Source organism: Mesorhizobium sp. PAMC28654, from assembly GCF_020616515.1.
Lineage (GTDB): Bacteria > Pseudomonadota > Alphaproteobacteria > Rhizobiales > Rhizobiaceae > Mesorhizobium.
This window is the reverse complement of record NZ_CP085135.1, coordinates 5,267,484-5,288,984: the sequence shown is the minus strand read 5'-3', so window position 1 is coordinate 5,288,984 and position 21,501 is coordinate 5,267,484. Positions and strand designations below refer to the sequence as shown.

25 protein-coding genes are annotated in these 21,501 nt (G+C 64.0%); 17 read left to right on the top strand and 8 right to left on the bottom strand.

Annotated features, from left to right (window positions below; translation table 11 throughout):
• Positions 1-22 precede the first annotated feature (22 nt).
• From flgK to LGH82_RS25945, 7 genes are all read left to right on the top strand, one after another.
• A complete protein-coding gene (flgK, locus tag LGH82_RS25975; protein WP_227345464.1) occupies positions 23-1,474 on the top strand; it encodes a flagellar hook-associated protein FlgK in 1,452 nt (483 codons plus the stop codon).
• A 3-nt stretch (positions 1,475-1,477) separates the two neighbouring features.
• Positions 1,478-2,521 (top strand): flagellar hook-associated family protein, encoded by a 1,044-nt coding sequence (locus LGH82_RS25970; protein WP_227345463.1) that lies wholly within the window; start codon positions 1,478-1,480, stop codon positions 2,519-2,521.
• A 30-nt stretch (positions 2,522-2,551) separates the two neighbouring features.
• On the top strand, positions 2,552-2,899 hold the full coding sequence (flaF, locus tag LGH82_RS25965) for a flagellar biosynthesis regulator FlaF (protein WP_227345462.1): 348 nt from the start codon (positions 2,552-2,554) through the stop codon (positions 2,897-2,899).
• On the top strand, positions 2,896-3,339 hold the full coding sequence (flbT, locus tag LGH82_RS25960) for a flagellar biosynthesis repressor FlbT (RefSeq protein ID WP_227345461.1): 444 nt from the start codon (positions 2,896-2,898) through the stop codon (positions 3,337-3,339). The genes flaF and flbT overlap by 4 nt, the downstream gene beginning before the upstream one ends.
• Positions 3,339-3,746, top strand: coding sequence for a flagellar hook assembly protein FlgD (flgD, locus tag LGH82_RS25955; RefSeq protein WP_227345460.1), 408 nt, complete (start codon positions 3,339-3,341; stop codon positions 3,744-3,746). The genes flbT and flgD overlap by 1 nt, the downstream gene beginning before the upstream one ends.
• A gap of 22 nt (positions 3,747-3,768) precedes the next feature.
• Positions 3,769-4,035 (top strand): flagellar biosynthesis protein FliQ, encoded by a 267-nt coding sequence (fliQ, locus tag LGH82_RS25950; RefSeq protein WP_227345459.1) that lies wholly within the window; start codon positions 3,769-3,771, stop codon positions 4,033-4,035.
• Positions 4,036-4,280: 245 nt separating this feature from the next.
• A complete protein-coding gene (locus tag LGH82_RS25945; RefSeq protein WP_227345458.1) occupies positions 4,281-5,924 on the top strand; it encodes an MFS transporter in 1,644 nt (547 codons plus the stop codon).
• A gap of 76 nt (positions 5,925-6,000) precedes the next feature.
• On the opposite strand, the gene LGH82_RS25940 is transcribed toward LGH82_RS25945, so the two are convergent.
• The 3 genes from LGH82_RS25940 to LGH82_RS25930 all read right to left on the bottom strand — a co-directional run bounded on the left by LGH82_RS25940 (position 6,001) and on the right by LGH82_RS25930 (position 9,201).
• Positions 6,001-7,782 (bottom strand): chloride channel protein, encoded by a 1,782-nt coding sequence (locus LGH82_RS25940; RefSeq protein ID WP_227345457.1) that lies wholly within the window; start codon positions 7,780-7,782, stop codon positions 6,001-6,003.
• 118 nt (positions 7,783-7,900) lie between these two features.
• Positions 7,901-8,440 carry a cupin domain-containing protein gene (locus LGH82_RS25935; RefSeq protein WP_227345456.1) on the bottom strand — a complete coding sequence of 180 codons (540 nt, stop codon included), beginning with the start codon at positions 8,438-8,440 and terminating at the stop codon, positions 7,901-7,903.
• Between the two features lie 29 nt (positions 8,441-8,469).
• Positions 8,470-9,201 (bottom strand): NAD-dependent epimerase/dehydratase family protein, encoded by a 732-nt coding sequence (locus LGH82_RS25930; RefSeq protein WP_227345455.1) that lies wholly within the window; start codon positions 9,199-9,201, stop codon positions 8,470-8,472.
• 62 nt (positions 9,202-9,263) lie between these two features.
• Here LGH82_RS25930 and LGH82_RS25925 point away from each other — a divergent pair, with 62 nt between their 5' ends.
• The gene (locus tag LGH82_RS25925; protein WP_227345454.1) at positions 9,264-9,737 is read left to right on the top strand and encodes a MarR family winged helix-turn-helix transcriptional regulator; all 474 of its coding nucleotides are present in this window, start codon (positions 9,264-9,266) and stop codon (positions 9,735-9,737) included.
• A 20-nt stretch (positions 9,738-9,757) separates the two neighbouring features.
• On the opposite strand, the gene LGH82_RS25920 is transcribed toward LGH82_RS25925, so the two are convergent.
• On the bottom strand, positions 9,758-10,057 hold the full coding sequence (locus LGH82_RS25920) for a putative quinol monooxygenase (RefSeq protein WP_227345453.1): 300 nt from the start codon (positions 10,055-10,057) through the stop codon (positions 9,758-9,760).
• Positions 10,058-10,195: 138 nt separating this feature from the next.
• Here LGH82_RS25920 and flhA point away from each other — a divergent pair, with 138 nt between their 5' ends.
• The 3 genes from flhA to LGH82_RS25905 are packed head-to-tail and all read left to right on the top strand — an operon-like array spanning position 10,196 to position 13,437.
• The gene (gene flhA / locus LGH82_RS25915; protein WP_227345452.1) at positions 10,196-12,283 is read left to right on the top strand and encodes a flagellar biosynthesis protein FlhA; all 2,088 of its coding nucleotides are present in this window, start codon (positions 10,196-10,198) and stop codon (positions 12,281-12,283) included.
• Positions 12,280-13,032 carry a flagellar biosynthetic protein FliR gene (gene fliR, locus LGH82_RS25910; protein WP_227345451.1) on the top strand — a complete coding sequence of 251 codons (753 nt, stop codon included), beginning with the start codon at positions 12,280-12,282 and terminating at the stop codon, positions 13,030-13,032. Before flhA ends, fliR begins: the two co-directional genes overlap by 4 nt.
• Positions 13,033-13,053: 21 nt before the next feature.
• The gene (locus LGH82_RS25905) at positions 13,054-13,437 is read left to right on the top strand and encodes a hypothetical protein (protein WP_227345450.1); all 384 of its coding nucleotides are present in this window, start codon (positions 13,054-13,056) and stop codon (positions 13,435-13,437) included.
• A 16-nt stretch (positions 13,438-13,453) separates the two neighbouring features.
• Here LGH82_RS25905 and LGH82_RS25900 read toward each other — a convergent pair whose 3' ends face one another.
• On the bottom strand, positions 13,454-14,377 hold the full coding sequence (locus LGH82_RS25900) for an alpha/beta hydrolase (RefSeq protein ID WP_227345449.1): 924 nt from the start codon (positions 14,375-14,377) through the stop codon (positions 13,454-13,456).
• Between the two features lie 32 nt (positions 14,378-14,409).
• Complete coding sequence (locus LGH82_RS25895) at positions 14,410-14,928, bottom strand: cupin domain-containing protein (RefSeq protein WP_227345448.1); 519 nt, start codon at positions 14,926-14,928, stop codon at positions 14,410-14,412.
• Positions 14,929-15,076: 148 nt separating this feature from the next.
• Between LGH82_RS25895 and LGH82_RS25890 the strand changes: the two genes are divergently transcribed.
• The 6 genes from LGH82_RS25890 (at position 15,077) to LGH82_RS25865 (ending at position 19,236) form a co-directional block, all read left to right on the top strand.
• A protein-coding gene (locus LGH82_RS25890) for an IS630 family transposase (RefSeq protein WP_227343924.1) occupies positions 15,077-16,025 on the top strand; the annotation gives its coding sequence in 2 pieces (ribosomal slippage) (positions 15,077-15,420 and positions 15,419-16,025; 951 coding nt in all).
• A 105-nt stretch (positions 16,026-16,130) separates the two neighbouring features.
• Complete coding sequence (locus LGH82_RS25885; RefSeq protein ID WP_227345447.1) at positions 16,131-17,054, top strand: LysR family transcriptional regulator; 924 nt, start codon at positions 16,131-16,133, stop codon at positions 17,052-17,054.
• 117 nt (positions 17,055-17,171) lie between these two features.
• Positions 17,172-17,741, top strand: a complete 570-nt coding sequence (locus LGH82_RS25880) for a rod-binding protein (protein WP_227345446.1) — start codon at positions 17,172-17,174, stop codon at positions 17,739-17,741.
• Between the two features lie 12 nt (positions 17,742-17,753).
• Positions 17,754-18,179 (top strand): hypothetical protein, encoded by a 426-nt coding sequence (locus LGH82_RS25875; protein WP_227345445.1) that lies wholly within the window; start codon positions 17,754-17,756, stop codon positions 18,177-18,179.
• A 70-nt stretch (positions 18,180-18,249) separates the two neighbouring features.
• Positions 18,250-18,771, top strand: a complete 522-nt coding sequence (locus tag LGH82_RS25870; RefSeq protein ID WP_227345444.1) for a hypothetical protein — start codon at positions 18,250-18,252, stop codon at positions 18,769-18,771.
• A gap of 180 nt (positions 18,772-18,951) precedes the next feature.
• Positions 18,952-19,236, top strand: coding sequence for an SCP2 sterol-binding domain-containing protein (locus LGH82_RS25865; protein ID WP_227345443.1), 285 nt, complete (start codon positions 18,952-18,954; stop codon positions 19,234-19,236).
• 76 nt (positions 19,237-19,312) lie between these two features.
• Here the strand turns inward: LGH82_RS25865 and LGH82_RS25860 are convergent, their stop codons facing one another.
• Both LGH82_RS25860 and odc2 read right to left on the bottom strand, forming a co-directional pair.
• Positions 19,313-19,978 carry a GNAT family N-acetyltransferase gene (locus LGH82_RS25860; protein ID WP_227345442.1) on the bottom strand — a complete coding sequence of 222 codons (666 nt, stop codon included), beginning with the start codon at positions 19,976-19,978 and terminating at the stop codon, positions 19,313-19,315.
• Positions 19,979-20,140: 162 nt separating this feature from the next.
• Positions 20,141-21,274, bottom strand: a complete 1,134-nt coding sequence (gene odc2, locus LGH82_RS25855; RefSeq protein ID WP_227345441.1) for an ornithine/lysine decarboxylase — start codon at positions 21,272-21,274, stop codon at positions 20,141-20,143.
• Positions 21,275-21,501 lie beyond the last annotated feature (227 nt).

Genomic DNA, 21,501 nt, shown 5'->3' with positions numbered 1-21,501 from the left:
GCACCGCCCGTGAAGGACTTGCATGTCGCTATCCACCGCATTGAGCATCGCCCAATCGGCGCTTATGAACACCGCGCGGCAGACCAGCGTTGTCTCGCGCAACGTCTCCGACGCCGACAACCCGAACTATACGCGCCGTATCTCCGTCGTCGTCAGCACGGCGCCCGGCGCGCGTACGGTTGATATCCAGCGCCAGACCAACGACCTGCTCTTCCGTCAGAACCTCAGCGCCCTGTCCGCCTATAGCGGCCAGAGCGCACTCTACAACGGCATGGATCAGCTCGACGTCGCGGTCAACGGCGTCGACAATGCGTCCTCGCCCTCGACCGCGATCGGCAGTCTGCAGCAGGCGTTGCAGCTCTACGCCACCTCGCCATCCAACCAGAACCTTGGCTCCAGCGTCATTGACGCGGCCAAGCAGGTTGTGCGCTCCCTGAGCCAGGGCTCCAAGGCCATCCAGGATTTCCGCACCCAGACCGACGGCCAGATCGCCACGGCCGTGAATGACCTCAACTCGCTGCTAAGCCAGTTCCAGGATGCCAACACCGCGGTCATTTCCGGGACCCGTTCCGGTACCGATGTTTCCGATGCGCTCGATCAGCGCGACGGGCTGTTGAAGAAGATCTCGGACTATGTTCCCGTTTCGACCTTCACGCGTGGCGACAATGACATGGTCATCACCACGGGCGACGGCACGACGCTGTTCGAAACCATACCGCGCACCGTCAGCTTCACGCCGTCATCGAGCTCCACCGCTGGCGTCGCCGGCAACACCGTCTATATCGACAATGTGCCAATCTCGGCGGGAACCGGCGGCAATACCAGCGCCAGCGGCAAGCTTGCTGGCCTGCTGCAATTGCGCGACGACGTTGCCTCGAAAATGCAGAGCCAGCTCGACGAGACCGCGCGCGGCCTGATCACGGCCTTTGCCGAGACCGCGCCTTCGATGCCCAATGCCGCCGGCCTGTTCACCTGGTCGGGCGCGCCGGCCGTGCCGGCCGCTGGCACGCTGGTCAACGGCCTTGCCGCTTCCATCAGCATCAATGCCGCGATGGATCCGAGCACCGGCGGCAATCCGACGTTGCTGCGCGACGGTGGCGCCAATGGCGCCGCCTATGTCGCCAACACTGGCGGAGCATCCTATTCCAACCTTCTCATTGCCTATGGCGACCGGCTCGACAAGCCGATGGCGTTCGACAGCGCCGCCGGGATTTCAGCAACGTCCAGCGTTTCCGACTACGCCGCCAATTCGATCGGCTGGTTCCAGGGCGTGCGACAGACGGCTTCGACGGCCGCGGACGCCAAGGAAGCGCTGGCGGCTCGCAGCGCCGACGCGCTGTCCAACGCGACCGGCGTCAATATCGACCAGGAAATGTCGCTGATGCTCGATCTCGAACACAGCTACCAGGCATCGGCCCGGATGATGAAAACCGTCGATGACATGATGACGGCCCTGATGAACGCGGTAGGATAAGCCATGACCTCAGTTTCCTCAGCGGCCCTTACGAACGCCATGCGCTATCAACAGATGCGCATGCAGTCCGAACTGGTCAAAGCCACCAAGGAATCCTCGACCGGCAAGGTCGCCGATGTCGGCCTGGCGCTGGGCGGACGCACCGCTCAGTCCGTCACCTTCTCGCGCGATCTCGACCGGCTCAACGTCATCATCGATTCCAACGGACTGGTCGCCGCCCGGCTTTCGTCGACGCAGACCTCGCTCGGCCAGCTCTCCAGCGTGGCGCAGACCTTCCTGTCCAGCTTGACGTCAGCGACATCGGGCGACTCCTCGCAGAGCCTCACCCAATCCGCCGGCAAGACGACCATCCAGCAACTTGCTTCGATCCTCAACACCAGCGTCAACGGCGAATATCTGTTCGCCGGCACCAACACCGACGTCAAGCCGATCAACGATTTCACGGCGCCCGGCTCAACCGCCAAGGCCGCCTTCGACGCCTCCTTCGTCGCCAAGTTCGGCTTCACGCCCAGCGACCCGGGCGCAGCCAACATCACCGCCGCCCAGATGGACGACTTCATCACCAACAGCGTCGCGCCGCAGTTCCTCGGCTCCGGCTGGCAGACCAACATGTCGAATGCGACCGACCAGCAGATCGTCAGCCGCATTGCGCTCAACGAAACCACCGCGACCTCGACCAGTGCCAACAGCGACGGCATCAGGAAGCTGGCCATGGCGGCCGCCATGGTCACCAGCCTGATGTCCAGCAACATCAGCCAGGCAGCGAAGGACACGATCGTCACCCGTTCGCAGACGCTGGTCGGCGAAGCGCTGAGCGGTATCGCCCAGGTTCAGTCGGAAACCGGCATCGTCCAGAAGCGTGTCTCCGACGCCAGCGATCGGATGAAGACGCAGGTCGACCTGTTCGAGCGGCACATCGTCGATCTTGAAGGTGTCGATCCCGCCGCCGCTGCCACCAAGGTCGCGAATCTGACGCAGCATATCGAAAACTCTTTTGCGCTGACGGCACGCCTCCAGCAGCTCAGCCTGCTGAATTACCTGACCTGATAACTTCCAGCGGACCGGTAGAGCTCACCGATGTATCAATTCTCGTATGACGACATCCAGGCCGACTCCGTCGGAGACGCAAGGGACCGGGAACGGCACCTTCTGACACGCTCGATCGACATGCTGTCGGCGGCCGCGGCCGTCGGCCACGGCTCGCAGGAGGCGGTCGAGGCGCTGTATTTCACCAATCGCGTCTGGTCGACTTTCCTCGAGGATCTCGGATCGAATGACAACGCCCTGCCCAAGGAGATCCGCGCCAACCTCATCTCCATCGGCCTGTGGCTGCTGCGCGAGACGGAAGATATCCGCCAGGGCCGGACCAACAATTTCGAAGGCCTGATCGAAGTGTCCCAGATCATCAGGGATGGTATTCAATGAGCAACACGTTCAAGATTTCACTGAAGCCGAGCGAGAAGATCTACATCAACGGCGCCGTCATCCGTGTCGACCGCAAGGTCACCGTCGAGCTGATGAACGACGTGCAGTTCCTGCTCGAGAACCATGTGATCCAGGCCGACGAAGCCTCGACGCCGCTCAAGCAGCTCTATTTCATACTGCAGGTCATGCTGATGAGCCCGCCGGACGCGATCGAGGCGCGCGACATGTTCCGCCACTCGCTGCCGCTGCTTCTGGCGAGCTTCGAGGACGAGCGCATCCGCAGTGAGCTGAAGCAGATCGACCGCATGGTCAGCGAAGGCCATATCTACGAGGCGCTGAAGGCGATCCGTTCGCTCTATCCGCTAGAGCGCCGCGCGCTTGGCGGCAATGATGATGTTCCGGGCGCCCCGCGCCCGCTGGCCGTGGGAGCCCGATACTGATGACCGTGGACATGACGACGACGATACCGGTTGGCGCCAACCAGACCAGCCAGCAGACTTCCAAGACCGCTGTCGACTACCAGTCCTTCCTGAAGCTTCTGATCGCCGAGATGAAGAACCAGGATCCGACGAAGCCGATGGATTCGACCCAGTATGTCGCCCAGCTCGCGACCTTCTCGCAGGTCGAGCAATCGGTGCAGACCAACACCAAGCTCGACCAGATCATGCAGTCGTCGGCGCTGTCGCAGGCCGACGCTCTCATTGGCCGCAACATCACCTCGGCCGACGGCAAGACCACGGGCACGGTGGCCTCGGTGCGCCTCGCCAGCAGCGGCCTGATTGCCGTGCTGCAGAACGGCACCGAAGTTCCGGTTGGCCCTGGCGTCTCAGTCAAGGCGGCAAGCTGACCGTTCCGGCAAGGACGATCCCATGAACGAGGCCGACGCACTCGACATCGTCCAGTACGCGGTGTGGACGGTGCTGACCGCTTCCGCCCCTGTCGTGCTGGTCGCCATGGCGGTCGGCATCGGCATCGCCCTGATCCAGGCCTTGACCCAGATCCAGGAAATCACGCTGACATTCGTGCCCAAGATCGTCGCCATCATGCTGGTGGTGGCGCTGACCGGTCCATTCATCGGCGGCCAGATTTCGGCCTTCACCAACGTCATCTTCGAGCGCATCCAGCACGGCTTCTAGCCAGCGCATGGTCTCCAGAAGCGAGTCCTCGGCCTGGCCGGACGGCGGGGATCGGTTCTCAAAAGAGATCAGGCTCCAGGTGGAGCGGGATCCAGCCTGATTTGAAATCAGCTGCATCCGTCATTGGACCATGACCTTTTTCCAGGAGGCGTTCGCCCTTTTTTGCGCGATGCCCTAATTTCAACACGTGGCATGGGGAAACGAGTCGCCGCCACGGTACGGCGCGCGAAAGCGGGGAACTATCCATGATCGATGAAAAGCCGGAAAGCGAAAGCGCCTCAGCGCTTGCGCCATTCCGGCATGGCATTTTCCGCGCTGTGTGGTCCGCCAGCCTCGTCTCGAATTTCGGGGGTCTGATCCAGGGCGTCGGCGCTGCGTGGATGATGACCACCATCGCCACCTCGCCCTATCAGGTCGCCCTTGTACAGGCCTCGACGACCCTGCCGATCATGCTGTTCGCGCTCGTCGCCGGCGCCATCGCCGACAGCTTCAACCGGCGCAAGATCATGCTGGTCGCGCAGACCTTCATGCTGGTCGTCTCGCTGCTTCTGACCCTGTTCACCTGGTTCGGGCTGATAACGCCGTGGACGCTGCTGGCCTTCACCTTCCTGATCGACAGCGGCACGGCGCTCAACAGTCCGTCATGGCAAGCCTCGGTCGGTGACATGGTGCCGCGCAACAAGGTGCCGGCGGCGGTCGCGCTCAACTCGCTGGGCTTCAATCTGACGCGCAGCGTCGGTCCGGCGATCGGCGGCATCATCGTTGCCGCCGCCGGCGCGGCCGCCGCCTTTGCCGCCAATGCCTTGAGTTATGTCGGGCTGATCGTCGTGTTGTCGCGCTGGAAGCCGGAGTTGCCGGTTTCCACCTTGCCGCGCGAGTCGCTGGGCGCCGCCATGGGCGCGGGCCTGCGTTACGTCGCCATGTCGCCCAATATCGGCAAGGTTCTGGTCCGGGGTGCTGCCTTCGGCTTCAGCGCCGGCGCTGTGCTGGCGCTGCTGCCGCTGGTCGCGCGCGACGTGGTCAAGGGCGATGCCTTGACCTATGGCATCATGCTCGGCGCCTTCGGCATCGGCGCGGTCGGCGGCGCGCTGATCAGCGTGCGGCTGCGGCAGCTGCTGTCCAGTGAGGCCATGGTACGCTCGGCATTCGTCGGCTTCGCGATCTGCGCCTTCAATGCCGCCGTCAGCACTCATGCCTGGCAGACCTCGCTCGGGCTGCTCGTCGGCGGCGCCTGCTGGGTGATCGCCCTTTCACACTTCAACGTCACCGTGCAGATGTCGACGCCGCGCTGGGTGGTCGGCAGGGTGCTGTCGGTCTACCAGACCGCGACCTTTGGCGGCATCGCGCTGGGCAGCTGGGTCTGGGGCGTTGTCGCCGATGTGCACGGCGCCGAAACCGCGCTGATCGCGGCGAGCGTGACGATGCTGGTGGGCGGCGCGATTGGCCTGCTCTTGCCGCTGCCGCAGCAGCCGGTGCTCAACCTCGACCCGCTCAACCGTTTCAAGGAACCGCATCTCGCGCTCGACCTCAAGCCGCGCAGCGGCCCGATCGCCATCATGATCGAGTATGTGATCCGTGAGGAGGACGTGTCGGAATTCCTCGGCATCATGGCGGAGCGCGGACGCATCCGCCGCCGCGACGGCGCCCGCAACTGGACGCTGGCGCGCGACCTCGAAAATCCGTCCATATGGATCGAGCATTACCATACGCCGACATGGCTCGAATATATCCGCCACAACGGCCGGGCCACCCATGCCGACGCGGTCATCGGCGAGCGCATTCGCGCGTTGCACAGCGGTGCCGAGCCGCCCCATGTGCGCCGCATGATCGAGCGCCCGACGACAGCGGGCACGGCGCTGGTGATGGCGAAGGGGCCGATCGAGCATTGATCCGGGCGCCGGCGACCCGTCAACGGGCGCTGGCGACCCCGCCAATGGGCGAAGCCTCGGTGTTGACGAGGGCTGCCTACCCTTCGCCCGCCAGATCCCTGCGCGCCTTGTCGAGTTCCTCGGCGTAGCGCCGCATCAGATAGCCTTCGGTCAGAAGCCCGAGCACAATGCGCTCGGAGAAATCCTCGACCACGGCGAGTTCCTCGGCGCCCGCGCGCTGGAAGGTCTCGGCGGCGGTCTGGACGTTCATGCTCGGCACCAGCACGGCGTCGTGGAACTGGGCGAGCGACCGCACCGGCGTGTCGTCGGCGGCTGGGTCGCTGTGCAACTCGGCGACGATCAGCACGCCGACATATTGATCCCCCGGATCAACGGCAATGACGCGCTTCGCCGAACCGAGCGGCACTTCCTTGCGGAACGCCGCCAGCGTCGTCGACGCATCGATGGTCTTGATGTCCTCGCGCATCATCGACCCGACCGTCAGGCTGCGCATCCAGCCGACATCATGCGCGCTGCGGATCGTCTCGCCGCGCAGGTGGAAACGCCATGTCGAGAAGGAATAGCCGAAGGTTTCACGCACCAGGATCGCCGACATGATCGAAGCCGCCAGCACCACGCCGGTAAGTGTCAGGTCGCGTGTCGATTCCAGCGCCAGGAACGTCATCGTCAGCGGGCCACCGACGACACCGACCGCCAGCGAGGTCATGCCGACGACGGCGGCAACCGCCGGATCGATGCCCGTGGCCGGCGAGACCAAAGCCATCACGCCGGCAAAAGCCTTGCCGAGCAGGGCACCGAGGAACAGCGAGGCGAAGAACAATCCGCCGCGAAAGCCAGAGCCAAGCGATATCGCCGACGCCGCCAGTTTCAGCACGAAGACGCTGGCCACCACGGCGAGCGGGTAGTTCATCGAGAATTCGCGATGCAGCGCGCCATGGCCGCTGGACAGGACCTGCGGCGTCACCAACCCCAGCAGGCCCACGAATATACCACCGATGAAGGGGCGCAGCGATGCATCGATCGACAGCCGCACGAAGCCGCGCTCGATCGTGGTCACCAGATGCATGATGGCGATGGAAGCAGCGCCCCCGAGCAGCCCGAGCAGCAGGAACGGCAGGTACTGGCTGACCGTCAGCGCCGGCAGGCCGGATAGCTCCAGCGGAAACGGCACACCGCCAAAGACCTCGGCGGTCAGCGAGGCGCAGATCGCGGCGGTCATGACCGGCGCGACAATGGCGACCGAGTAGATGCCGATCACCAGTTCGAATCCATAGAAGGCGCCGGTCAGCGGCGCGTCGAAGGCCGCGGCGATGGCGCCGGCCGCACCACAGCCGACCAGCGTGCGCACATCATTGCGGCGCAGCTTGAAGATGCGTGCCAGCCGCGACGCGAGGCCGGAGCCGACCTGCGTGTAGCCGGCTTCCAGTCCGACCGAAGCGCCGAATCCGCTCGAAATCATCGTCTGCGCCGCGATGATGAACGTGTCGGTGAGCGACATGCGCCCGCCATAGAGCGCGTTGGCTTCGATCGGGTCGACGGGAGTGCGGAACTTGCGTTTTCTGAGCCAGACAAGCGACAGGCCGAGCAGGATGCCGCCGATGGCCGGTACGGCCGCCTGGATCGGATCGGCAAGGGAAAACATCGCCGAAAGCCTGCCGCCCGGCTGGACGCCATAGAGCAGCCCGTGCAGGTCCTGCACCATCTGGCTCATCGCGGTGACCAGTATGCCCGCCATCACCCCGACCACGCCGGCCAGCATGACCACGGCAATGCCGCGCGCCTCCAGCAGCGGGAGCGATCTGACAAGCACCGCGCGAAGCCGGCGGGCATAGACTTGTGGTTCGTTCCTGGAAAGCACCGGGTGGCTCGCCCATAAAAAGCCCGTAAAAGGCCGTCGTGCCTGATACGCCCGACGCCATCACATGGCAACCAAAATGCCCCACACCGGCGAAGCGCCATTTTGGCGCGGGATTTGATTAGTGAGGCACGGGGTCCCGGTCAGGAATTGTCAGCGGGCCGCAATCGTCGTCGGCGATGAAGATCGCAAGCAATTCCGCGGGCTCGCCGGCGCTCGCATTCTCGGCGAACAGATGGATCGCGCCGGGCGGCTCGAACCAGGTCTGCCCCGCTGTGTAGGTGCCGGCGGGACTGCCTTCCAACTGCGACCGCACCGTTCCCTTGAGCACGAAAGCAGTCACCGATCCTGGGTGCCGATGCCGGGGCGTATAGGCGTTTGGCGGAAACTCGACGAGGGCGGTGGTGATGGATTTTCCCGGCACGTTGGGAAGCCTCTCGCAAGAGAGCGGCTTGACCGTGGTCGTCGGGCGCATTTCGGCGCCGCTCCCCGTGTTCGTCATTGCCATATGCATATGCGCGCCGCCGGCTGCCGGCATCGTCGTCGCGATGTTTCGCTGGCCCTGAGCGGCAAGCACGGCCAAGGCAGCCAACGACGCGAGGCAGAGCAAGGCGAGACCCTTGCCTGGGTGGAACCTGGGCTGATTTTGCATCAGAGCCATGATGACAGCACCTCCCGCATGCGCCGCGTTCAGGTCGGCAGGCGATAGTCCGCGTGCCAGCCGAGCTCTCCGACAGCCTTTTGCGTCGAGACATAGGTGTTGGCTTTCGCGACGTTGACAGCACCGGATAGCGCGCTGTCGACGGCAAGCAAGGCTGCATAAGCCGCCGCATCCACGTGCAGCGGCGCCGATCCGGCGGGCGCATCCCTGCCGGTGCCAGGGCCGTAAAGCTGGCCGTAGCGCAGCACGGCGCCGGCGAGCGGTGGCGACGCCAGGACCCATTTCTCGAGCGCGATGACGCCGGCCATGCTGATGCCGCGATCGCCTTGGGCCTCGCTATCCAGCGGATCGGCCTCAGTGTGCGGTTCGGGACCCGGCGCGTAGGCCCAGGCTATGCTTTGCGCGACCATCCGGCGGGCACCGGCCGCGATCGCCGCCTTGACCAGATTGTGCGTTCCTTCGTCACGAATGCTGGCATTGCGCACGATCGCCTCGCCCATCCGACTGGGATCGAGACCCGCCGGCAGATCGGTCAGCTGATGGATCACGATGTCGGGCTTTGAGGAAGCCATCGCTCGTAACAGAGCATTGGCATCGAAGACGTCGATAACCAGCGGCTCGACGCCAAGCACACGCAACTGTTCGGCCTTGGCCGCAAGCCGCGTGGTTCCCGTCACCTGATGGCCCGCTTTCAGCAATTGCGGGATCAGCCGCCGTCCAACGGCGCCCGAGGCGCCGGCAAGAAAAATTCGGTAACCCATCGTCATCGGTCCGGTCTGGCTATAATATCAGTGCTCGAACAACATATAAGAGCCCTGATATCATGCGCAAGACAAATCCGCCATCGATCCCAGCCCCGGGAGAGGGCAAGCGAGGTGAAGACGGCTATATGGGATATCTGCTTCGCCAGGCGGCGGGCGCCCATCGGCTCAGGCTGGAACGGGCGCTGATCGATCTCGGCGTGACCCAGCCGCAATTCGCGGTGCTGACCATGCTGGCGGCGTATCCCGGTCTCTCCAATGCCGATGTCGCCCGGCTTGCGCTGCTCACCCCGCAGACGGTGAGCGTCATTGTCGCCAATCTCGAGCGCGCCGGTTCACTGGTCCGCAAACCGCATGCCGTCCACGGCCGCATCCAGCATCTCGATCTCAGCGACAGCGGCACGGCGCTGCTGAAAACCTGCCGCGAGCGCGTTCATGCTCTCGAAAAGGAACTTGCACGCGATCTCTCCGGCGAAGAGGAGCGTACGGTCAGGCGTTGGCTGGTCGCCGTGGCCACCGCAAGCACGACGGGATGATCGTTGACAGCAGTCCGAACTCAAATCGGCTTGGCTTCACCGGCCTCGTAGACAACGAGATTGCGATCGCCGATCCCGAGCGCCGGCCAGCTCTCGCGCCAGCGCGCGATGTGCGCCGAGCGGAAATGCTCGTCCAGCGCGGCCCTGTCGCGCCAGACCTCGGTCACATGGATGAGGCCCGCGTCAAGTACATCCTGCGCGTAGGAATATTCGATGCAGCCGGGTTCAGTGCGGCTGGCTGAAATCATCGAGGCCATGGCCGGCCTTGCCTCCCCGAGCATTTCCGGCGGCAAGCGCACCGTACCGACGATCACCAGCATGAACATTTCCCTTTGCCAGGCGCGGCCAGACCGCGCGTCGGCCGGACATTGCCGCGATCTCCCACCCTCGCGCAAGCTTGGCTGACTAGGGTCGTCAGGCTGTCGCGCGCTCGGCGGCTTTTGTGATTTGGGGACGACATGGCGATCAGCGAAAGCATTCAGCCCGGCGCGGCGGCCAAGAACGGTCGCGACGTCTTCTTCGCGCTCGGCATCATCATCATCCTGGCCGTGCTGTTCCTGCCGATCCCGGCCTTTCTCATCGACATCGGCCTGGCCTTCTCGATCGCCCTTTCGGTGCTGATCCTGATGGTGGCGCTGTGGATCCAGCGCCCGCTCGATTTCTCCTCGTTCCCGACCGTGCTGCTCATCGCCACCATGCTGCGACTGTCGCTCAACATCGCCACGACACGCATGATCCTGTCGCACGGCAATGAGGGCACGCATGCCGCCGGCTATGTCATCGCCGGCTTCTCCAAACTGGTGATGGCCAGCGATTTCGTCATCGGCCTCATCGTCTTCATGATCCTGATCGTGGTGAACTTCATCGTCATCACCAAGGGCGCCACCCGTATCGCCGAGGTCGGCGCGCGCTTCACCCTCGACGCCATTCCCGGCAAGCAGATGTCGATCGACGCCGACCTCTCCGCCGGCATGATCGACGAGAAGACCGCGCAGCTTCGGCGCCGCGAGCTGGAAGAAGAATCCTCCTTCTTCGGCTCGATGGACGGCGCCTCGAAGTTCGTGCGCGGCGACGCCATCGCCGGCCTCATCATCACCGCCATCAACATCGTCGGCGGCATCGCCATCGGCTATATCCGCCACGGCATGGGCATGGGCGAAGCCGCCGATGTGTTCATCAAGCTGTCGGTCGGCGACGGGCTCGTCACCCAGATCCCGGCGCTCATCGTCTCGCTCGCCGCCGGCCTGCTCGTCTCCAAGGGCGGTACCCGTGGCTCGACCAACCAGGCGGTGTTCGGCCAGCTCGGCGCTCATCCGCGCGCACTCTACGTGGCGGCGTCGCTGCTCGTCCTGCTCGGCCTGATGCCCGGTCTGCCGCTGTTCCCGTTCTTCGCGCTCGCCGGCGGCATGGCTGCCCTTGGCTACGTCATCCCGCTGCGCCACAACCGCGAGGTCGCCGCCGCCGCCGCCATCAAGGACCAGGAGAAGGCGACCAAGGTCGAGGAAGAAAAGAATTCGGTCAAGGCCTCGCTCGCCACCGCCGAGATCGAACTCCTGATCGGCAAGCAACTGTCCACGCGGCTGCTGGTATCGCATCAGGAGCTGGTCTTCCGCATGTCCAAGATGCGCAAGAAGTTCGCCACGCAATACGGCTTCGTCGTGCCGGAAGTGCGCGTCACCGACGATTACGGCATCCCGCCAAAGAGCTACCAGATCAAGGTCCACGGCACCGTCGTCGCCGAATACCAGATGCGCGTTGGCGAGATCATGGTGCTCCTGGGCACCCGCGACATTCCGGAAATTCCGGGCGAGGAAATCCGCGAGCCGGCCTTCGGCATGCGCGCCTATTCAGTGCTCGAAACCTTCGCCGAGGACCTGAAGCGCGAGAACTTCACCTTCGCCGACAACATGTCGGTGCTGCTCACCCATCTCTCCGAAGTCATCCGCAACAACCTGCCGCAACTCTTGTCCTACAAGGACATGAAGGCGCTACTCGAGCGTCAGGACCCGGAATACCGCAAGCTCGCCGATGAAGTCTGCACCACGCACATCTCCTACCCCGGCCTGCAGGCGGTGCTGAAGCTTCTGCTGGCCGAGCGCGTCTCGATCCGCAACCTCCACCTGATCATCGAGGCCATTGCCGAGATCGCGCCGCATGTGCGCCGCACCGAGCAGATCGTCGAGCATGTGCGCATCCGCATGGCCCAGCAGATTTGTGGCGACCTCTCCGAGGGCGGCGTGCTGAAGGTGCTGCGCCTCGGCAACCGCTGGGATCTCGCCTTCCACCAGAGCCTCAAGCGCGACGCCAAGGGCGAGGTACGCGAGTTCGACATCGACCCGCGCCAGCTCGAGGAGTTCGGCCAGGACGCCACCAAGGCGATCAAGAAGCATCTGGAGGCCGGCGAGCGTTTCGTGCTGGTCACCGCGCCCGACGCCCGCCCCTATGTGCGCATGATCATCGAGCGCCTGTTCACCACGCTGCCGGTGCTCAGCCATGTCGAAATCGCCAAGGGCGTCGAGATCAGGGTGCTCGGGACCATATCGTGACCGCACTCTCGCAAGGCGTCGTCATCGCGGCGTTCCTCGCCTTCTGCCGCATCGGCGCCTGCTTCATGCTGATGCCCGGCCTGTCGAGTGCCCGCGTTCCGGTCCAGGTCAGGCTGTTCGTCGCGGTCGCCGCCACCGGCGGCCTGCTCACCTTCCTATGGGACCGTATCTTTCCATTCGTCGACCCCCGCCCGCAAATCCTCGTGCCGATGATCATCTCCGAACTTCTGGTCGGCGGCCTGATCGGCGCCATGACCAGGCTCTACATGGAAGCGTTGCGCTTCATGGGCTCGGCCATCGCCATGCTGATCGGTTATGGCGGCTCCGGCGGGCCGGCCATCGAGGAGCCCGAGCCGCAGGCGGCGCTTGCCGCCATCATCTCGTTCTCGGCCCTGATGCTGCTCTTCGTCTTCGATTTCGACCACGAGATCATCAAGGCGCTGATCGCTTCCTACACCGTCGCGCCGGTCAACGTGTTCTTCAACCCGCAGGCGGCCCTGGTCGACGTCACCGACACCATTTCGGACGCTTTCTTCCTGGTCATCCGCCTTGGCAGCCCTTTTGTCGCCTATGCCATTCTCGTCAATCTGACGATCGGCTTCGTCAACAAGCTGACGCCGCAGATACCCATCTATTTCATCTCGCTGCCCTTCGTCATCGCCGGCGGCATGATCATCTTCTATTTCGCCATCGGCACCATGCTGTCGCTGTTCGCCAATGGCTTCGTCGACCTCGCGCTGGCGAGGTAGGCCGGCCATGGAGTCACGGATATGAGCACGCGCAAGGACCGACTGAAGAAACTGGTCAAGGTACAGGAACAGCTGAAGGCGCTGCACGAGACCCGCCACGCCACCTACCTTGCAGCGGCTGCCACGGCCGACGCCGAGGCGCGCGAACTGGTTGCGCATTTCGATTCCGACGGCGCCCTCTCCGGCCTGTTTCCCGATCTCTACCATCGTCGCATCGCCAATGCCGTGGTGCGCAAGGACACCAATCTGGAAAGCGCGCGCCAGGAGGTGACCCTGATCGCCGCCGCGACCGCGCGCACCAACATGGTCGAGCGCGCCTACAAGGAGGTGCGCCGCCGCGACGAGCGCGAAAGCTCCGACCGTGAGCGCCTCGACCTGATCGCCCAGAAGCGCAGTGACGAGTAACGGCGAGGTATTGCGCCTATCCAGCCTGGATATTCTGGCGGATGAAGGCGCCGACCATATCGAGCGCCTCGTTCGCCGCCTGAAGCTGGGACAGGTTGGAGGGAAAGACATGTGTCATGCCCTCCCAGATATGCAGCGCTGCCTGGCCACCGGCATTGGTCACCGCCTCGGCCACGCGGCGCGAATCGTCGAGCAGGATTTCATCCTCGCCGACATGAATGAGCAGCGGCGGCAGCCCGCCGAGATCCTGATAGAGCGGTGAGGCGCGCGCATCGGTCGGGTCGCTGCCCTTGAGATAGAGGTCCGCGGCCTTCTTCAATTCCGCGCGTTTCACCAGAGGGTCGGCGTCGGCGCGCGCAGTCATTGAGCCGCCGGTTAGCGCAAGATCGGTCCACGGCGACATCAGGGCGGCGCAACGCGGCATGACACCCTTGCCCTGCGTGGCCTTCGCCGTCACCAAGGCTAGCAGCGACAGCGCAAGCCCGCCACCGGCGGAGTCACCGGCGAGCGCGATCGTTTCGTATCCAGTCTCGACAAGGCCGGCAAAAGCGCTTTGCGCGTCCTCTACGGCCGCCGGAAATGCATGTTCCGGCGCGAGCCTATAGTCGGGCAGGAATGCCGGTACGCCGGCACGCTTCACGATCTGGCTGACGAAATGGCGATGCGCGATAGCCGAGCCCAGCACATAGGCCCCGCCGTGAAAATAGAGGATCGCGGCACCTTTTTCACTGGCGACGGGCCGGCACCACCAGCCCGCCACGGTCCCCACGGTTGCCGCCTCGAAACTGACGCCGTCGGCGGCCGGCGTCTGCTCCATCAGTTCGTTGAAGGCCGGTCGCGATTGCGGCGCGAATTCCAGCGTGGGCAGCCCGGCCAGCATCTCGCGCATCGCCTGCATTGCCGCTTGGTCACCAGGGCTTTTCGGATGTTCGACACTCATGAACAAACCTCGCTTCGTAGGGCCTAGGACGCTCAAGGCTTGAGCAGCTCGGTGTGAAACTCCGGTGCGAGCGCAGCGGCTTTCGCGAGGAAGGCGCCAAACGCGTCCTTCGTCAGCTCAGGCGCGACGGCCACGCGGCTTTCGACGGACGTGCCGACCTTGGCGAAGAACACCTCCTGGCCGGCCGGGGCGCACATGCACAGCATGCGAACATCCGAACCCGAGACATTCTTGAAGGAATGCGGCGCGTTGGCGGGGATGTTCACCGTCATGCCGGCCCTCGCCACCCGCTTCTCGCCACGGAAGGTGAACTCGATCTCGCCTTCGAGAAGATGGAACATCTCCTCGAAGTCGTGCCGGTGCGGGCCAGGGCCGCCGCCATCGGGAACCTTCATGTCGATCAGGCAGAAGCGTCCGCCGGTCTGCTCGCCAGTGAGCAGGACGGTGTAGGTGTCACCCACCACCGCCAGATGCGACAGAGAAGGATCATCGGGATCGACCATGGACAGCTGGCGACCGGGATCGTCCGCGGGAATCTTGAAGTCATGCATTGAAACCTCCTTGGCAAGACAACTGACGCGAGGGCGATTGGCTCACCGCGACACTAGAGCAAAATCCGAGCGGATAGAATCGATAGGGGTTTCGTTGGGATTGGAAATCTGATTCAGCATATCTGCTGGATTCGGAGGCCGGCATGGCATGGCGAAATCCTTATCGGAAGATTTGCGGGCTCGGGTGGTCGCAGCGGTTGATGGCGGCCTGTCGCGACGGGCGGCAGCGGCGCGATTTGGCGTGGCGGCGGCAAGCTCGGTGCGTTGGGTCCGGGAATGGCGCGAGACCGGAGCCACCTGCGCAAAGCCGCAGGGCGGCGACAGGCGGTCCCACCGCGTTGAAGCGTATCGCGACATCATCCTGGCGGCGATCGAGAGGCGGGTGGACATCACGCTGGTCGAACTCGCCGAGTTGCTGCGACAGGAGCATGGCGCGTCGTTTGCGACGAGCACGATCTGGCGGTTTCTCGATCGTCACTCCATGACCTTCAAAAAAAACGGCGCACGCCAGCGAGCAGGAGCGGCCAGACGTGGCGGCGCGACGAAACGCCTGGTTCGACGCCCAGCCCGATCTTGATCCCGAGCATCTGGTCTTCATCGACGAGACCGGAGCCTCGACAAAGATGGCTCGACTGCGGGGGCGCACGAAGCGCGGGATGCGGTGCCGATCGCCAATCCCGCATGGCCATTGGAAGACGACGACGTTCACCGGCGCCCTGCGCCTCACTGGCATGACCGCGCCAATGGTCCTGGACGGCCCGATGACTGGCGAATGGTTTGTCGCCTATGTCGAGCAGGTTCTCGTGCCGACGCTGCGGCCCGACGATGTCGTGATCCTCGACAACCTGCCGGCGCACAAAAGCGCAGCCGCCCGTGTGGCGATCGAAGCAACCGGCGCAAGGATGATGTTCCTCCCGCCCTATTCCCCCGACTTCAACCCGATCGAGAACGCCTTTTCCAAGCTGAAATCGATTCTACGCAAAGCCGCCGCACGAACCGTCGCGGAATTGTGGGATACCATCAGCGCCGCACTGCCTTGCTTCACACCAACCGAGTGCGCCAACTACTTCGCCGCAACAGGATATGAGCCGGAATGATCAGATTCTGCTCTAGCAAGCAGCTGACATCTAGCTAATGACAAAGCGGCAAAAAGCTCGTTTGACCGGCTGGACTCACTGTTCCCCTGATGGAACAGTGGCGGCGTGATCGATCTCAACGACCTTCGCGTGTTCGAAAAAGTCGCGGCGACCAGCAGCTTCTCGGTCGCGGGGAGGACGCTCGGCCTGCCGAAGTCGACGGTCAGCCGCAACATCGCCAGGCTGGAGCAGGTGCTAGGCGTGCGGCTGTTCCAGCGCACCACCCGCGCGGTCATCCTGACCGCCGCCGGCGAGGCGCTACAGGCGCGCTGCATCGAACTGATGTCGCGGGTCGATGAGACGATCGCCTATGTCGAAAGCCTGGCCGGCGAACCGCGCGGCCTGTTGCGGATCAGCGCCGGCATCGGCTTCGGCATCAACGTGCTCTCGCGCCATTTGCCGGAATTCCTCGCCCGTTTTCCGAACATCGACGTCTCGCTCGACCTGACGAGCCGCGACCTCGATCTCATCGCCGACCGGGTCGATGTCGCCATACGCATGGGGCCGCTGCCCGATTCGGCGCTGGTGTCGACGCGTCTGGGCAGCGTGCCGCGCTGCCTCGCCGCCTCCCCCGACTATCTGCATCGACGCGGCACACCGCTGACACCCGCCGATCTGGCAGGACATGAATGCGTTGAGATGCCGCGTGGCGATGGCCGGACCCGCACCTGGCACTTTCAGCGCGGCGATGAGCGGGCCACCGTCGATGTGCGCAACCGGGTCAGCGTCAACGATGCGCTGACCATCCACCAGCTGGTGCGAAACGGCGCCGGCATGGGTGTCTTGTCCACCTATCTCTGCCTCGATGATTTCGCGCAAGGACACCTTGTCCGTCTGCTCGCCGACTGGGCAATCGCGCCCGTCGAGGTCAATCTGCTCTTCCCGAGCAAGCGCGAGCTCTCAGCCGCCGTGCGCGCCTTCGTCAATTTCATGCGAGAGGTCACCGTCCCCAACGGACACTGGCAAAGCGGACTTCCCGAGGTGGACTGAAGCGCACGGCAGGTTTGCACGGAAACGTGCCGTCATCACGGTTTCGTGCTGGCAAGCCTGCCACAAGCTTGTTGAGGCATGGTCCTGGTCACGGAAACGACAAAAGGGCGAACCTTCTTGGCGATCTCTCCACCCAGCGACATCGTTCTGGATGTTGCCCGCGCTGTTGAGCCGGCGGACATCGAGGCTGCCCGAACGGCACTGGCCAAGCGGGCCGGTGGCGCCGTCGGCACCTTCTCGGTCGACACCGCCAGCTCGATCAATGCTGGCTCGATGCTATCGCGCGCCACTGCAGACAAGGCCGCCGTCACCGACCCCTCGAAGAAGTTCAAACATTTCGAGGCCATGGTGCTGCAGACCTTCATCCAGAACATGCTGCCCAAGGACACCGAAGGTGTCTACGGCAAGGGTCTGGCCGGCGACATGTGGAAATCGCAGCTTGCCGAACGCGTCGCCGATGTCATGGCAGATCGCGGCGGCATCGGCATCGCCAAGTCGCTATTGGCCGACCACTATCTCGACGGCAAGCGCAAGGTGCCGATCGGCCCGGTTTCGGGCGGACCGGAAAAGACCGAGATCGACCAGCAGGCCAGCCTGTCCACCTCGCTGGTGCACGAATTGCAGCGCAAGGCCGCGCGGTCGATCACCGGCGACGAAACGACCATCAAAACCGACATCAAGATTTAGACCAGGATTATCATGGCCGAAAAATCGGAACTCGCCTCCAACCTGCCAGCACGCACCACCGCTTCGGAAGCGGTCATTCCGTTCGCGCGGCCGGGAAACCTCGCCGCCATCATCGGTCGCATCGAACTGGCGATCGACGAGGAGACGGCGGGGCTGCGCAACGACACCAGCTATGATCTCAAGGCATCCAATGCCCGCAAGAGTCGCTATCTCTACGAACTGACCCGCGCCATGAAGGGCGGCAGCGAAGCCGAGTTCCTCGAGCAGCACCGCGAGGGTCTGACGCGACTGCGCCAGAAGCTGGCCAGGAACGAGGCGGCTATCCTCGCTCACCTCAACGCGGTCAACGAGGTGGCCACTCTGCTGAAGAATGCCATCCAGCGTTCGGAAGCCGATGGCACCTATTCGGCGAACGAGTTCGGCTGGGCCAGGGCATGATCGCCACAAGCATCATGCCTGGACATGGAAACGGAGCCATTTCGGGTTCCGCCAGACCTAGGGCCCGGGGATGATCAAATTCATAGCCGCCGCCATCTGGATCTGCGCCGCCACGCTTGGCGCGGTGTTCTATTCATTCCAGGCCGCTGGCGCGCGTGGCGTGGGCGAGACGCCCAAGCCGATGCTGGGCGGGCTCGACTACATCAAGACCGAAGTCATCTCGGTTCCCCTCATCCACAATGCCAAGATCGACGGCTATTTCCTGACCAAGCTCGTCTACACGGTCGAGCCCAGTGAGATAAAAAAGCTGTCCATCCCCGCCGACGCGTTGATCATCGACCAGGTCTATAGCTATCTCTATTCCAACCCGCAGATCGACTTCACCAACAAGGCAACGATCGACCTCAACGCCTTCCGTGCCGCCATCCGCGACACTGTCAACAGCCGCGTCGGCGCCAATCTGGTGCACGAGGTGCTGATCGATCAGCTCAATTTCCTGTCCAAGGACGAAATCCGCAACAACTGGCTGCGCCGCCGGCAGGACGCCGCCGCGTCAGCGCCTGAAACGGCCAAGCCTGCCGCCGCGCATTGACCCGGCCCGTTCGGCTGCGTCGATAGAACCCATCCGTGGAATCGGGTTTCGCGTTGACGTAAACGTCAACTCGCAGCTAAATGCGCCCGCGAATTTGATCGCGAAAATGCGTGGCACGGTGATTTTGGACGATCCGAAGCGCCAATGCTCGACAGATCCAACGAGACAAGGAGATCCGCCATGGGCGTTCAGGAGATTGCCGACAAGATCAGCTCGCGCGTGGCAAGCGCCGGATTCGACCGTTCCGTGAAGTTCGACACCGGCAGCGACGGCGTCATCGTCATCGACGGCGGGACGGTATCGACCACCGACGCACCTGCCGACTGCACCATCAAGCTTTCGCTCGACGATCTCGATTCGCTCATCGCCGGCGATCTCAACCCGACCATGGCTTTCATGACCGGCAAGATAAAGGTCGAGGGCGACATGAGCGTTGCCATGGCGCTCAGCCAGTTGATCGGCTGATACCAGCATTCCAAAACGAAACGCCGCCCTTGAGGCGGCGTTTTTGTTTCAGGCGGAACGCGACAGGATGTCGGCCTCAGGCCGCGACCGTCTGCGCCTTCAGCTTGCGCCCCGCTGCCTTCAGCGTGCCGCGAGTGCCTTCCAGCGCGCCATCGACCAGTTCCAGCGCCAGCAGGCGATGCCGCTCATATGGGCCTGGCATGGCCAGCGAGCCGGTCTTTTCCGAGGAAAAGCCGAAGCGCTGATAGTAGGGCGCGTCGCCGACCAGCAGGATGGCGCCATGACCGAGGCGCGCCGCCTCGGCCACCGCATGGCGCATCAGGGCCGAGCCGATGCCGGCGTTCTTGAGCGACGGATCGACGGCGAGCGGGCCAAGCAGAAGGGCGGCCGGACCGCCCTCGCCCAGCGTCACATCCCACAGCCGCACCGAGCCCATGATGGCGCCCTTCGCGTCGCGCGCAACGAAAGCCAGGCCCTCCGAAGGCCTGCGGCCGCGCCGCAGTTTTTCGGACGACTTTGTCTTGCGCTTCGGTCCCATGGCGAGATCGAGCAGGACTTCGCGCGCCGCGATGTCGGCGGCGGTTTCGGCGACGATGGCAACAGCACGGGCACTCTCCCCCCTCGAGGGGGAGATGTCGCCAAAGGCGACAGAGGGGGTCGCCGCGCGTGAAGCACCAACCTCCATCCGCCGCAGGAGGTCGCATCCGGTCGAACCGACCCCTTCTGACCACTTCGTGGCCATCTCCCCCTCAAGGGGGGAGATCCCGCGCGCGGCGTCCTCAACAATGAAATTCACAACGTCCATTTCCGCGATCCTTCACGAGCGGAGATATGTTCCACAGGCAAGCCGAGGCTGGCGATCTCTTCGCCCGCGCCGGATGATCTGATCGGTTCTTTCGAACCGTCAGATCACGTAGGATCGGAGAGGCTCGAAGCCGTTGAAGGCGACCGCCGAGTAGGTGGTCGTGTAGGCGCCGGTGCCTTCGATCAGCACCTCGTCGCCGATGGTCAGCGACAGCGGCAGCGGATACGGCGTCTTCTCGTACATCACGTCGGCCGAATCGCAGGTCGGGCCGGCGAGCACGCAAGGCGCGGTCTCGTCGCCGTCATGCGAAGTGACGATCGGGTAGCGGATCGCCTCGTCCATCGTCTCGGCGAGACCGCCGAACTTGCCGATGTCGAGGAACACCCAGCGCACATTGTCATTGTCGGCCTTCTTCGAGATCAGCACGACTTCCGACTTGATGACGCCGGCGTTTCCAACCATGCCACGGCCCGGCTCGATGATGGTCTCGGGCAGCGCGTTGCCGAAATGCTTGCGCAGCGCCGAGAAGATCGCCTGGCCGTAGGCCTGCGCCGCCGGCACGTCCTTCAGGTAACGGGTCGGAAAACCGCCGCCCATATTGACCATCTTCAAGACGATCCCTTCCTCGGCCAGCGTCGAGAACACCTTCTTGGCGTCAGCGAGCGCCCGGTCCCAGGCGGTCAGGTCGGTCTGCTGCGAGCCGACGTGGAACGACACGCCATAGGCATCCAGACCGAGCACCTTGGCCTTGCGCAGCACGTCGACGGCCATCGCCGGCACGCAGCCGAACTTGCGCGACAGCGGCCATTCGGCGCCCTCGCCATCGGTCAGCACGCGGCAGAACACGCGGGAGCCTGGAGCTGCGCGGGCGATCTTCTCGACCTCCTCGACGCAATCGACCGCGAACAGGCGAATGCCGAGCTGGTAGGCGCGCAGGATGTCGCGCTCCTTCTTGATGGTGTTGCCGAAGGAGATGCGGTCCGCCGGCGCACCGGCGTCCATCGCCATCTCGACTTCGGCAACGGAAGCGGTGTCGAAGGACGAGCCCATCGCGGCAAGCAGGCGCAGGATCTCCGGCGCCGGGTTTGCCTTCACCGCATAGTAGATCCTGGAATCGGGCAACGCCTTCTCGAAGGCGCGGAAATTGTCACGCACGACATCGAGGTCGACGACGAGGCAGGGGCCGGACGGACGTCGGGTGGCGAGGAAGTCGAGGATGCGCTGGGTAGCCATCGTGGTTTCTCCAACACGCCTTTCGGCGCGCACAAGGGTGCGGACGCGGGCTGTCGCCTCGCGAACACGCGATCAAACAAAGGCGGGACGAAAATTCCATGGAACCAGCCGGTGGAGACCCCGGAACCATGAAACGCCGTCTCGCGGCGATGAACCTCAGCCTTGCCCGGCTTCGGTTCGCTTTGTCTGCCTTGGCTTGGATTGGGAGAACCCCTTTCCGCACTGCC

What these genes read in the sequence shown, in the direction of transcription:
- flgK (WP_227345464.1), top strand. Translation starts at nt 23, where the DNA reads ATGTCGCTATCCACCGCATTGAGCATCGCCCAATCGGCGCTTATGAAC.
- LGH82_RS25970 (WP_227345463.1), top strand. Translation starts at nt 1,478, where the DNA reads ATGACCTCAGTTTCCTCAGCGGCCCTTACGAACGCCATGCGCTATCAA.
- flaF (WP_227345462.1), top strand. Translation starts at nt 2,552, where the DNA reads ATGTATCAATTCTCGTATGACGACATCCAGGCCGACTCCGTCGGAGAC.
- flbT (WP_227345461.1), top strand. Translation starts at nt 2,896, where the DNA reads ATGAGCAACACGTTCAAGATTTCACTGAAGCCGAGCGAGAAGATCTAC.
- flgD (WP_227345460.1), top strand. Translation starts at nt 3,339, where the DNA reads ATGACCGTGGACATGACGACGACGATACCGGTTGGCGCCAACCAGACC.
- fliQ (WP_227345459.1), top strand. Translation starts at nt 3,769, where the DNA reads ATGAACGAGGCCGACGCACTCGACATCGTCCAGTACGCGGTGTGGACG.
- LGH82_RS25945 (WP_227345458.1), top strand. Translation starts at nt 4,281, where the DNA reads ATGATCGATGAAAAGCCGGAAAGCGAAAGCGCCTCAGCGCTTGCGCCA.
- LGH82_RS25935 (WP_227345456.1), bottom strand. Translation starts at nt 8,440, where the DNA reads ATGGCTCTGATGCAAAATCAGCCCAGGTTCCACCCAGGCAAGGGTCTC.
- LGH82_RS25930 (WP_227345455.1), bottom strand. Translation starts at nt 9,201, where the DNA reads ATGGGTTACCGAATTTTTCTTGCCGGCGCCTCGGGCGCCGTTGGACGG.
- LGH82_RS25925 (WP_227345454.1), top strand. Translation starts at nt 9,264, where the DNA reads ATGCGCAAGACAAATCCGCCATCGATCCCAGCCCCGGGAGAGGGCAAG.
- LGH82_RS25920 (WP_227345453.1), bottom strand. Translation starts at nt 10,057, where the DNA reads ATGCTGGTGATCGTCGGTACGGTGCGCTTGCCGCCGGAAATGCTCGGG.
- flhA (WP_227345452.1), top strand. Translation starts at nt 10,196, where the DNA reads ATGGCGATCAGCGAAAGCATTCAGCCCGGCGCGGCGGCCAAGAACGGT.
- LGH82_RS25905 (WP_227345450.1), top strand. Translation starts at nt 13,054, where the DNA reads ATGAGCACGCGCAAGGACCGACTGAAGAAACTGGTCAAGGTACAGGAA.
- LGH82_RS25900 (WP_227345449.1), bottom strand. Translation starts at nt 14,377, where the DNA reads ATGAGTGTCGAACATCCGAAAAGCCCTGGTGACCAAGCGGCAATGCAG.
- LGH82_RS25895 (WP_227345448.1), bottom strand. Translation starts at nt 14,928, where the DNA reads ATGCATGACTTCAAGATTCCCGCGGACGATCCCGGTCGCCAGCTGTCC.
- LGH82_RS25875 (WP_227345445.1), top strand. Translation starts at nt 17,754, where the DNA reads ATGGCCGAAAAATCGGAACTCGCCTCCAACCTGCCAGCACGCACCACC.
- LGH82_RS25870 (WP_227345444.1), top strand. Translation starts at nt 18,250, where the DNA reads ATGATCAAATTCATAGCCGCCGCCATCTGGATCTGCGCCGCCACGCTT.
- LGH82_RS25865 (WP_227345443.1), top strand. Translation starts at nt 18,952, where the DNA reads ATGGGCGTTCAGGAGATTGCCGACAAGATCAGCTCGCGCGTGGCAAGC.
- LGH82_RS25860 (WP_227345442.1), bottom strand. Translation starts at nt 19,978, where the DNA reads ATGGCCACGAAGTGGTCAGAAGGGGTCGGTTCGACCGGATGCGACCTC.
- odc2 (WP_227345441.1), bottom strand. Translation starts at nt 21,274, where the DNA reads ATGGCTACCCAGCGCATCCTCGACTTCCTCGCCACCCGACGTCCGTCC.